Source organism: Microcoleus sp. C2D2 (genome assembly GCF_036702495.1).
GTDB lineage: Bacteria > Cyanobacteriota > Cyanobacteriia > Cyanobacteriales > Microcoleaceae > Microcoleus.
In genome coordinates this window covers 1-9,902 of sequence record NZ_JAUBTO010000014.1, presented here as the reverse complement: position 1 = coordinate 9,902, position 9,902 = coordinate 1, and the positions used below count along the sequence as shown (strand labels likewise).

General features: G+C 40.3%; 12 protein-coding genes and 2 pseudogenes. 8 read left to right on the top strand and 6 right to left on the bottom strand.

Annotation, left to right across the window (positions count from 1 at the left end; translation table 11 throughout):
* Positions 1–20: 20 nt before the first annotated feature.
* On the bottom strand, positions 21–308 hold the full coding sequence (locus QUB61_RS39800) for a transposase (RefSeq protein WP_445300208.1): 288 nt from the start codon (positions 306–308) through the stop codon (positions 21–23).
* A 320-nt stretch (positions 309–628) separates the two neighbouring features.
* Here QUB61_RS39800 and QUB61_RS07405 point away from each other — a divergent pair, with 320 nt between their 5' ends.
* Positions 629–1,177 carry an EF-hand domain-containing protein gene (locus QUB61_RS07405; protein WP_333125629.1) on the top strand — a complete coding sequence of 183 codons (549 nt, stop codon included), beginning with the start codon at positions 629–631 and terminating at the stop codon, positions 1,175–1,177.
* A 285-nt stretch (positions 1,178–1,462) separates the two neighbouring features.
* Here QUB61_RS07405 and fabD read toward each other — a convergent pair whose 3' ends face one another.
* From fabD to QUB61_RS07390, 3 genes are all read right to left on the bottom strand, one after another.
* Entirely contained in the window at positions 1,463–2,620 is a 1,158-nt protein-coding gene (gene fabD, locus QUB61_RS07400) for an ACP S-malonyltransferase (RefSeq protein ID WP_333125632.1), read from the bottom strand.
* A 45-nt stretch (positions 2,621–2,665) separates the two neighbouring features.
* Positions 2,666–3,538, bottom strand: coding sequence for a methyltransferase domain-containing protein (locus tag QUB61_RS07395; RefSeq protein WP_333125635.1), 873 nt, complete (start codon positions 3,536–3,538; stop codon positions 2,666–2,668).
* Between the two features lie 310 nt (positions 3,539–3,848).
* Positions 3,849–3,971 (bottom strand): hypothetical protein, encoded by a 123-nt coding sequence (locus QUB61_RS07390; protein WP_333125638.1) that lies wholly within the window; start codon positions 3,969–3,971, stop codon positions 3,849–3,851.
* A gap of 123 nt (positions 3,972–4,094) precedes the next feature.
* Here QUB61_RS07390 and QUB61_RS39795 point away from each other — a divergent pair.
* The 4 genes and pseudogenes from QUB61_RS39795 to QUB61_RS07375 form a co-directional block, all read left to right on the top strand.
* Positions 4,095–4,220, top strand: a pseudogene (locus QUB61_RS39795) (transposase); the annotation flags it as partial.
* Positions 4,217–4,681 (top strand): transposase family protein, encoded by a 465-nt coding sequence (locus QUB61_RS07385; RefSeq protein WP_333125641.1) that lies wholly within the window; start codon positions 4,217–4,219, stop codon positions 4,679–4,681. The pseudogene QUB61_RS39795 and the gene QUB61_RS07385, both read left to right, overlap by 4 nt.
* Positions 4,682–4,688: 7 nt before the next feature.
* A complete protein-coding gene (locus QUB61_RS07380) occupies positions 4,689–5,372 on the top strand; it encodes an ISL3 family transposase (RefSeq protein ID WP_333125644.1) in 684 nt (227 codons plus the stop codon).
* A gap of 368 nt (positions 5,373–5,740) precedes the next feature.
* Positions 5,741–6,762 (top strand): annotated as a pseudogene (locus tag QUB61_RS07375) (IS4 family transposase).
* Here QUB61_RS07375 and QUB61_RS07370 read toward each other — a convergent pair.
* On the bottom strand, positions 6,679–7,032 hold the full coding sequence (locus tag QUB61_RS07370; RefSeq protein ID WP_333125647.1) for a hypothetical protein: 354 nt from the start codon (positions 7,030–7,032) through the stop codon (positions 6,679–6,681). The pseudogene QUB61_RS07375 and the gene QUB61_RS07370 overlap by 84 nt on opposite strands.
* Positions 7,001–7,273 carry a hypothetical protein gene (locus tag QUB61_RS07365; RefSeq protein WP_333125649.1) on the bottom strand — a complete coding sequence of 91 codons (273 nt, stop codon included), beginning with the start codon at positions 7,271–7,273 and terminating at the stop codon, positions 7,001–7,003. The genes QUB61_RS07370 and QUB61_RS07365 overlap by 32 nt, the downstream gene beginning before the upstream one ends.
* A 240-nt stretch (positions 7,274–7,513) precedes the next feature.
* Between QUB61_RS07365 and QUB61_RS07360 the strand changes: the two genes are divergently transcribed.
* The 3 genes from QUB61_RS07360 (at position 7,514) to QUB61_RS07350 (ending at position 9,820) form a co-directional block, all read left to right on the top strand.
* Positions 7,514–7,819: a hypothetical protein gene (locus QUB61_RS07360; RefSeq protein WP_333125652.1), complete on the top strand. Its 306-nt coding sequence runs from the start codon at positions 7,514–7,516 to the stop codon at positions 7,817–7,819.
* Positions 7,820–8,142: 323 nt separating this feature from the next.
* Positions 8,143–8,904, top strand: a complete 762-nt coding sequence (locus QUB61_RS07355) for a ParA family protein (protein WP_333125655.1) — start codon at positions 8,143–8,145, stop codon at positions 8,902–8,904.
* Positions 8,894–9,820 carry a ParB/RepB/Spo0J family partition protein gene (locus QUB61_RS07350; protein ID WP_333125658.1) on the top strand — a complete coding sequence of 309 codons (927 nt, stop codon included), beginning with the start codon at positions 8,894–8,896 and terminating at the stop codon, positions 9,818–9,820. Before QUB61_RS07355 ends, QUB61_RS07350 begins: the two co-directional genes overlap by 11 nt.
* Positions 9,821–9,902: the final 82 nt, after the last annotated feature.

Sequence of the window (9,902 nt, the reverse complement as noted above, 5' to 3'; positions counted from 1 at the left end):
AAATGGTTCTTTTAACTGAACTATGCTTTATAAGTATGAAAATGCCAAGAAAGTAAACATTGAGTTTCAAAGTTCCGCCACTTGGTAAAGCCAAAACCTGACGGTTTTATCAACTTCAACTTATTCTTAATACCTTCCACTAGGCCATTATTGGTATGTCGCGGATTTCTACTAATATTTCCACATCGTGGACAGGTCGCTTCTGCTGCATATACCTCTATTTCTAAAAATAACTCTTTCCCAGTTTGACGATAATCTTCTACCATTACTCCTGGCAGGTTCATTAGTTCCGTTAGTACTAAGTTCATTTTCAACCTTTTGTATCTTAGTATACCTTAGCATAACATCTCTGTAAGAACTATTATTATCAGTATAATCACTATTTGACAAAAATAGTGTTTATCAATGCAGACACTTCAAATAAAAAAACATTAAATTAACTTAAATTAACTTAAATTAACTTAATTTAAGTTAATTTAAGTTAATTTAAGTTTTAAAATATTACTGAAAAATAACAAATAAAGACTTGACTATTAGTTAGCTAGTATGAGATGATTTTTTGTAGGTTTTTACGTTAATGTCGAAAAGCCAACAATAAATCTCATTTCTAAATCCAAGGACATAATTTATGACACTCACAGAATTCCAGCAAAAAAAACTGACAAAATTGTTCGATGCTTATGATTTCGATTCCAGTAAGACTCTGGCAAAATCTGATTTTCAGTTATTTATAGACGATTTGACTGAAAAACTGGATTTTCAGAAAGGAAGCAACGATTATCAAAAAGTTGAATCTCAATTACTGAACTTTTGGAGTGATCTGCACCAAAAAGTAGGAATAACCCAAGATGAGGAAATAACATCAGAAGCATGGCTGTCATATTTTGATCGTCTGCTGGTTGACGAAAATTTTCAGTCACTAGGAATTGACGGAAGTGTTGATTTAATATTCAACATAATAGACAAAGATGGTGATGGTAAAATTTCCTTAGAGGAATACACGACTTTATTGAAGTCTTGGAGGATTAGTGAGGGCGAGATTGGTGGGATCTATTCCAAGTTAGATCTTAACGGTGATGGTTCACTAAGTAGAGAAGAACTGAGACAACTTTACCAAGACTTTTATTACAGTAACGACCCCAGTGCTCCTGGAAACTTGATACATGGACTAGTGTAATAGTCGTCAAAAACGGTTTCCTAGTTCCAATAGTGCTCGGTTAAGGAAAGTTAGGTTAATGATTACTGTGTATAAATTAACCTAACTTTTTAAGTGTTGGGTTGAGGGACGAAACTCAACCTACACCTTGTTATTTTTTTTAGCATTAACCGAGTATTATTCAAATTCACCTTGTCTCCTGCCACTCTTGAGTGCGTAAAAACGCTCTCTTTGAAGATTCTAGCCATAGCCATAATCTTCTCTATTATCCATTCCAGCTTCATCTATGTAAAATGCGATATTAAATTAAGCTGGAGTTACCTCATCAAGCGCAAAGTACCCATTATATCCTTTCATGTAGATGGCAGCTCGATGCCCAAACAGAATTATGGCTTCTGTTCTAGTTTCCAGTTGGCTTTCATATCCAGCTACAGAAACCTTTAAACCAATCGGGTGGGTCAAATTCCATCGGTCTACCTTTTCCTGAACAGTCCAATTATCAGACGTTTTTTCAATTTCAAGCGGTTTTTCCTTACCTTTAATATAAGTTATTAACTTAGTCAAAACGGTTCCAACTCCCATCTCCTCAAACTCGACATCACCCTGAGCCAAAAGGTAACGTATGCTTTCGTTCCATTTGATTGAATGGGTTATCTGTTTAGCTAGATTTTCAGCGATTTCGCTTTGGACGTAGGGCTGTGCGGTGACATTGGAAATTACTGGGATTTGGAGTTCATAAAAGGAAAAACCTTTAAGAAACTTTTCAAACTGGACTTTTGAAGACTCCATATAACGAGAGTGAAAGGCACCACTTGTATTTAAAATGACGTATTGTGTCCCGGCTTCTTGAAAAATGTGACTGGCCTTAACGATATCCTCTTTTAAAGCGGAGATAACTACCTGCTCTGGAGAGTTAAAGCTAGCCACATCTATAGTATCAAAACCGTATTTTTTCAGAAGCTTTTCAACTTGTTCTCCAGTTGCACCAATAACAGCTGCCATGCTTCCTAAAGGGGCTTGGCTCATTAGCATCCCTCTTCGTTGAACTAGCTTTAGTCCATCTTCAAAAGTAATCCCGCCTGAAGCTTCCAAAGCATTATATTCTCCCAAACTGTGTCCCACAACAAAGTCGGGCTTTTTACCTGTCTGCTGGATTTTGCTCCGATAGGAGAGGGCATTCACAACATAGAGAGCTGGTTGGGTGAATTGAGTTTGATTCAACTCTTTTTGCGGATCATTCAAACAAAGATCTTCAATTGAGTATCCTAAAATTGAATCAGCTTTTTGTGTTAGGTTGGGAAATTTACTAAAGAGATTCTTTCCCATCCCTTTTATCTGAGAGCCTTGTCCCGGAAACATATAGGTGATCATAGTCATCCTTTTGTGGCGGTGCTTAATCAGGGTATGAAAAAAATAACTTGGAAATCCCGAAGTTTTGTGGATACTGGTTTCTCTGACTTGCATATTTAGCCCTTCATACCCTAAATCAGCAACGCCCCTTTTGTTAATTTACGTTCTCTTTTGAGCAGTCACCAGCGCATACCCAAGGTTGTCCGACATATCCTGAAGCATTTGAATCCAATAGTTAAGCGCTTCATCCTCGATATATTCCATGCCACGCCTATTTTGGTCTAATTGGAGCCACTCTTTCATCTGGGCACTATTGAGATATTTCAAGAACTCGGACTCATGTTGTTGGCACGCAATTTTCATATTGGGTACAAGAGGAGTAATCACGAATTCGGTCACGTCGTCAATTTCAATCAGGTCAAAACCAGCCTTATCAAGCAGTTCTGGATAGTCTTCTTTGGCGATAATAAACGAATGACTATGTTCCTCGCAAAGTGCTTTAAATTCTTCGGTCATGGTGGGTCGCGCTGGAAGGTCTGCAATCACTAAGATTGCTCCCGGCTTCAATATTCGAGAAGCTTCTTGAAGCGCTTTGCGGTGGCCCATGTGAAAAATCGATTCAAAGAACCAGCCACCATCATAGGTTGCGTCCTCGCAGGGCATGTTCAAGGCATCACCCAGGATGAATTGTACCCGATCGGATATGCCTGCTTCTTCTGCTAATTGCTGTGCCTTCTCGTACTGGGATTGACTAATCGTAATTCCATCAACGAAACATCCTGTCACTTCTGAAAGCTGTATCGCTGGCATACCAACCCCGCATCCAAGGTCACAGAAGCGTTCCCCTGGCTGAATAGTCACTTTGTCGATCATGATCTCAGTCATACGATTAGCAGCTTCAGTAATACTTGCATTCGAGTTTATCTCGTCCCAATAACCCAAATGATACTGGTCTAGAAGGATGGCAGTCTCTCCTTGATCTTGCAGTGAATCGTACATCTGTGCTACTTTTTCTGGCTGATAATTGCTCATCGTTCTCCTAACTTATTCCATGTCTAACTTTACTATACCAAAAATTGGTTAGCTCAGATATCGGGTTCTTCTGTACTTAGTGTGCTAAGTTAACGTCTGTACGGGTTTTAAAAAAAGCTGAAGTTCTTGCCCAGTAAGGCTTAAAGCCGATTTATCTGACCGGGGAATAGGAAAAGGAGGGGGATAATGCTGAAAATCTCAAAAAAACCATTCATTCAGCCCCCCTTCCTATGACTAGTCTAGAGGAACTCTTTTGCCAGATCGATGATTTTTGCCAAAGCTTTGAACCCCAATGGCGCAGGTCGCGCTTTTAGGCAACGGCTTGAAGCATCGTCAGCGTCGCCGCTCCTTGAGTTTGAGTGAAATCATGACGATTCTCGTCAGCTTCCACCAACACTCGTACCGCAATTTTAAACATTTTTATGAGAAACACGTCGGTGTCTATTGGCGACAGGCTTTTCCCGGACTCCCCAGTTATCAACGGTTTGTCGATTGGATGCCCTCCAGCTTGGTGCTTTTATGCGTCTATCTCAAATAGTGCTTTGGGACTTGCAGTGGCATCAGCTTTATCGATTCCACCAGCTTGAAGGTGTGCCACAATCGGCGCATTTCAGGACACCGAGTGTTGGCTCTCCTGAGTTTATGGTGTAAAATGTACCTAATAATACATTTACCGTTATGAGCTTCCATCTAGACTATTTATTAGCCTTGCCTGGAGTCAGGGTTGAAACTTGTACTCAAATTGAGGGAAAAATTTTCTTGGGACTGAGCATTTTATCAGAAGGAATTGTTTGTCATCATTGTAAAAATCCTACCGAAAAACTGCATCAAAATCGACCAATTCTAGTAAGATATCTGTCTGTTTTTGGTCGTCCTGTGTATCTAAAAATCCCACAACGGCAGTTTTACTGTCCTATGTGTCAACGGTATCCCACAGAAAGAATAGATTTTTTGGACGTTAAAAGACGGCATACTCAACGATACGAACAAAATATTTATGAGCGTGTAAAACAATCGAGCATGGAGCAAATTGGACGAGAAGAAGGACTGAGTTATGACGAAATAAAAGGAATATTTGATCAGGTAAACAAAAGAAAAAAAAAACCGAATTGGAAACGGGTTAAACGAATTTGTCAAGGGTGAGATAAGTATGCGAAAAGGTCAAGGAAATTTGGTGACTGTTGTTAGTGACATCTCCGAAGGTAATTTAATTGAGATGATTGATTCTCATCGCTGGGTCGAAATCATTGAAGTCCTTATGAAACAACCAATTGAGGTTCGCAAACAAGTTGAGGAAGTGAGTGTTGATATGTGGGGAGGATTCCCTAAAGTTATCAAAAAAGTATTCCCCAATGCCAAAGTTATTATCGATCGTTTTCATGTAATGAAAGTAGTTAATAAAGACTTAAATAAGTTACGTAGAGCTGCCGGAATAACAGATAGGCAAAGTAAATATTTATTATTAAGTAATAGATTAAATTTGAATGCAGAGCAGAGCGAGCGATTAGAATTGACACTAGGAAAATCCGAATGTTTGAGAATTGCGTATGAGATGAAAGAAAAATTTAGAGAAATATATGAGACTAATTTGACGGTCAAAAAAGGGCAGAACAAAATAAAAAAATGGCTAAATCATGCACAAGTATTTTTTAGAGAATCTGCATCAACAATTGAGAATCATTTTGATGGTATTTGCAAATACTTTCTTGCTCGCACCACAAGTGGAGTCATGGAAGGAATCAACAATCGGATCAAGTTGATAATGCGGCAAGGGTATGGTTTTTCTAATTTTAATAATTTTAGGAATCGCGTATTAGCTTGCTTTTCTGATTAGATAAACTTATAACCATAAGTTCAGGAGAGCCCGAGTGTTTAAGGGTAGTCCTGCATAGCAATGAAAATGTGTTATATAGCCTTTCTCAGAAAGATGAGGTACAATAACAGCAGTGTGTAAACCAGTTAAAAATATTTGACGATGTAACTTGACCGAACGCAAACTAAGAGTGCTTTTGCTAATTCTTGATAATTAGTAGTCTTGATAGAACGGAGAATGATTTTAAGTTTTGACCACAGATTTTCAATTGGTGAAAAATCTGGTGAATAAGGTGATAAGTCAGAAGTGTTGAAAGTGAATAAATAAGTGATAAAAATCTCTCATAATATGTTAAAGTTGGGCTAAAGATGAAAATATATCTGTTAATAATGATTGTAAATCACTTGACTAAGATTGTCAAAGATATCCTCAAAAGGCTACCAAAAAATGATTATCCAGTTTTGAATAGCCGCCTTTTTGTCGAGTGTTGGTTAGCTTATGTACTGGATAATAGCTTAACCAGTATGCGCGATTTATTTTAACGAATAAACCCTACAGGATTTGAGGTTGATATTTCAACCTTTTCCAAAGCTAACACTCATCGAAGTCAAGAACCATTCCGAAAGATTTATGAGCAATTGAATCAATTTCCAACGCAGCTCACAAAAAGTTGCATCCATAAATACGCCATTTGTCCTATTGATTCAACAATCATTACATTGACAAGTAAATTATTATGGGTACTAGGTCATCCAAAAAGTTAAACTTTTTAGCGCCCTCAATTTAGCAACAGGGAGTCCCGATGATAACCTCATTAACTTTGGGAACGCTCATGATTATAAATTCGGTTCTCATATGATGTCTAAGCTACCAGCAAATGCTGTCGGAGTAATGGATCGAGGATTTGCCGGACTAAAATTTATTCAAGAATTAGTCCAAGATAACAAATATTTTGTATTGCGGATTAAAAACAATTGGAAGTTAGAATTTGAGTCAGAGAGTAGGTTGACAAAAATTGGTTCATCAACCGATGCTCAAGCTTATAGAATGGTAAATTTTTGTGATGTAGAGACCAAAACTGAGTTTCGCTTAGTCACTAATTTACCGGATGATGGAGACGTGGCAGTTTCTGATGCTGAAATTAGGGATATATATCGCTTAAGGTGGGGAGTAGAATTGTTTTGGAAGTTTTTAAAGATGCACCTAAAACTTGATAGATTAATTAGCAAAAGTTTGAATGGTATTACCATACAACTTTATGCTAGCTTAATTGCTGCATCTAATTTTACAACTGATATCTATTCCCGCGCAATGGGGTTATAAACTCTTAGATAAGATTCGCTATCTTCAAGCTTGTATGTGTCAGAAAATTAGTTTTGTTCATTGGTTTGAGGAACTCATGTTTTGTTGAAATTTTTACCTGATTAGTCTTACTATATCTAGATATGTAAAGTTTTGTATCAACGTTCAACATTTCTGGTGATAAGTATATTAATCTTGCCCCTTTTTTTTCAATCGCTTTTTTCACTTCTTCTCCCAAGTGAATGGGACAATTATCTATCACTACACAAGCCCCTTTCCATAGTTTTGGCACAAGTTTCCTGATAATAAAAGGTTCAAATGTAATTGCATCAGTTCCGCCTATTAGATTAACCGATGTCAAAATTTCCTTGACTGACATTGCTCCAATTATTGAGACATTTTTGCCACGCGCAAGTTGGTTTTGGCCCCTTGGCTCTTTGACCTTTTAAAGAAGAGGCATATAACCTAACCATTGCCAAATTAACTCCCGATTCGTCAATGAATATTAAGTTTTTAAAACTAATCTCTTTAATTTTTTCCCAGAACTCACATCGCAGGAGTTGAACTCGGTCGGTGCCTTTGCGATCCGCTGCGGCACAGCAGGAGGCACATACTAGCATCCGTCCTATTGCTACTGGAGTGCGATCGCACTTTTGCCGACTGGTCTCTCCCCCAACTGCCCCACGTATCAGGGTTTACCTACAAAGGAAATCGCTTTTTGGTAGCAACTGACAAAGAGGCTGAGCAGATAGTTTGGGGGTGGCTCGATGATAATTTATGGGCAGTAACCAATACTGATGAAGATATGAACTTGCTGCTCCAGCACTTGCAAATTTCCCCATCTCTAGTTGAAGCATTTAATGGACAAGCTGCTATCAATTACCTTCGGACAGTTCATCAAGCGAAAATTTTGCAAGCTTCTGTCTCCTGCCATAGCCAATCCCACCCAGTTTGTGCAAGCTCTGTTTGAGAACCGCAGCAGACCGGGACTGGTTAAACGCGCCATTTGTGAGTCAGCCCAGTTCTCGCCTTTGGCTTGGACAGAAGTAGAACGGGCTGGATATCTGATTTACTGCATTGTTAATCAACCAGAGGTACTTCCTGGCTCGCTCAAACTAACAATCAACTATCCTTATCCCTACAAGTCAATGAAAGAGCGAGCTTAGAAGTATTTAGCGTCACCTGCCAACATTTATACCCGACCGCATTGCCGTTGTCTTTTACAGCAACGGCATGGTCGCTGTTGCCAATGGCCTTTGGGAGTGGGAAAAAATAAAAAAATTTCTAATGCGCCTTCAGAGATATCACTTTTATATGAGAGTATAACTATAGTTTTTTACAAAACGGTCTGGGGATAGTGACGGTTCATACCTAAAGTACAGACATCCCCAAACTTCAACAAGAGTGCAAATATGCTTACAGTTTTAACCGCCGCCTCCTTTTGCACGCAAGAGTGGAACTATGGTGGCACGCTACCGGAGGGCAATTCATGACAAAGATCATCTCGCTGTTCAACCAAGCCGGCGGTGTGGGGAAAACCACGATCGCGCTCAATCTCGGCTACCACCTCTCCTTACGAGGCCACAAGGTTCTTCTCGTCGATATCGATCCTCAAGGTTCTCTGACGCTCTTCATGGGGGTTGACTCTCAGAATTTGGATAAAACTGTGTTTGATGCCATTGTCAATGAAGAACCTCTTTCCATCCACACAGGCATTCACGGTATGGATTTGGCTCCTACCAACATCAACCTCAGCGCGGCGGAAATTCAACTGGTTAACATGGATTTTCGGGAAGTTCGCCTCAGAGATGCGATCGCCCCTATTCAAGACAACTACGATTTCATCCTCATAGATTGCCCTCCCAGTTTAGGGTTGCTCAGCTACATCAGCCTGGTAGCTGCTACTCACGTTTTAGTCCCCGTTGAGACTCACTACAAAGCCTTTGAGGGCACCAACCTGCTGTTGCAAACAGTAGCAAGAATCAGAAAAAAAGGAAACCGCTCTTTGCAGATAGCTGGTTTTGTTCCCTCCCGCTATGCTGCCACCAACTCTCAGGACAAGCGAACTCTCAAAGCCATAAACGAGCAGTTTACGACCTTTGGCCCCGTTTACACTCCCATCCCGCGCATAACTGCTTTCGCGGATGCTTCCGAAAAACAAGTCCCGCTTGCTGTTTACGAACCTAAAAATCCCGTCGTCAAAATATTAAACCAGCTATCCGCCAAGATGGAGAAACTCAATGTCAAGTAAGAATGACCAGCCCTATAAAGGTAAGGCCAATTTGAGCGTTTTGTTTGGAGATGATGAAGTAGCAGAACCAACGGCAGAAAAACTGCTCTCGATTGAGTCGATCGAGCTTCCATCCTCTCAACCTCGCAGATACTTCGACTCCCAAGCTATGCAGGCTTTGGTGGAGTCAGTAAAAACTGATGGAATTCTCCAACCTCTGTTAGTCCGTCCTTTGGGAGAGGAAAAATACGAGCTAGTAGCAGGCGAAAGGCGGTATAGAGCTGCCAAAGAAGTGGGATTGACAGAAGTCCCCGTTATCATTCGAGACTTGACACAACAGCAAGCTCTGCGCGTTGCATTAGTTGAGAACCTCCAGCGGGAAGACCTCAACCCAGTCGAAGAAACGGAGGGGATATTGCAACTGCTCTCCCATCACCTTGAATACGATCTAGAAGAGGTGGTGCGACTGCTCTACCGGATGCAAAATGACGTACAGAGGATGAATGATAACGTTATCATTCATCATGAAACGCAAATAGTCGTCAAGGTTTTTAGCGAATTGGGGCGGATGTCATGGGAGTCTTTCGTCAGCAATAGACTGGGACTGCTGAAGCTGCCGTCAGACATCCAAGAAGCCCTCCGCCGAGGTCAGATCGAGTATACCAAGGCGCGAGCGATCGCCAAAGTTAAAGACGAGCCGGCAAGAAAGTCGCTTCTATTCGCGGCGATCGCTGAATATCTATCTCTAACTCAGATTAAAGAACGCATCGCGGATTTAAAGGCAGGTACTTCTTCCGAAGTACCGGAAGAAAATCTGAAAACCAAAATAAAGGGAGCTTTAACAAGAGCGAACAAGTCCAAAGCTTGGAGCGATCCCAAGAAGCAGAAGCGCCTCCAAAAAATTCTAATAGAGCTAGAATCCCTCTTAGTAGATTAGAAAAAACGTAATTGCTCAACTAGGGGAAAAAAGGGAGCCATCAGTAGAGAGAGCTTGTTGAATGGATTGATAAGCAGTTAAA

Bases quoted from the DNA above. Each gene is read 5' to 3' on its own strand.
- QUB61_RS07380 (WP_333125644.1), top strand. From the start codon at position 4,689: ATGCGAAAAGGTCAAGGAAATTTGGTGACTGTTGTTAGTGACATCTCC.
- fabD (WP_333125632.1), bottom strand. From the start codon at position 2,620: ATGCAAGTCAGAGAAACCAGTATCCACAAAACTTCGGGATTTCCAAGT.
- QUB61_RS07370 (WP_333125647.1), bottom strand. From the start codon at position 7,032: ATGTCAGTCAAGGAAATTTTGACATCGGTTAATCTAATAGGCGGAACT.
- QUB61_RS07365 (WP_333125649.1), bottom strand. From the start codon at position 7,273: ATGCTAGTATGTGCCTCCTGCTGTGCCGCAGCGGATCGCAAAGGCACC.
- QUB61_RS07395 (WP_333125635.1), bottom strand. From the start codon at position 3,538: ATGAGCAATTATCAGCCAGAAAAAGTAGCACAGATGTACGATTCACTG.
- QUB61_RS07385 (WP_333125641.1), top strand. From the start codon at position 4,217: ATGAGCTTCCATCTAGACTATTTATTAGCCTTGCCTGGAGTCAGGGTT.
- QUB61_RS07405 (WP_333125629.1), top strand. From the start codon at position 629: ATGACACTCACAGAATTCCAGCAAAAAAAACTGACAAAATTGTTCGAT.
- QUB61_RS07355 (WP_333125655.1), top strand. From the start codon at position 8,143: ATGACAAAGATCATCTCGCTGTTCAACCAAGCCGGCGGTGTGGGGAAA.
- QUB61_RS39800 (WP_445300208.1), bottom strand. From the start codon at position 308: ATGAACTTAGTACTAACGGAACTAATGAACCTGCCAGGAGTAATGGTA.
- QUB61_RS07350 (WP_333125658.1), top strand. From the start codon at position 8,894: ATGTCAAGTAAGAATGACCAGCCCTATAAAGGTAAGGCCAATTTGAGC.
- QUB61_RS07360 (WP_333125652.1), top strand. From the start codon at position 7,514: ATGGACAAGCTGCTATCAATTACCTTCGGACAGTTCATCAAGCGAAAA.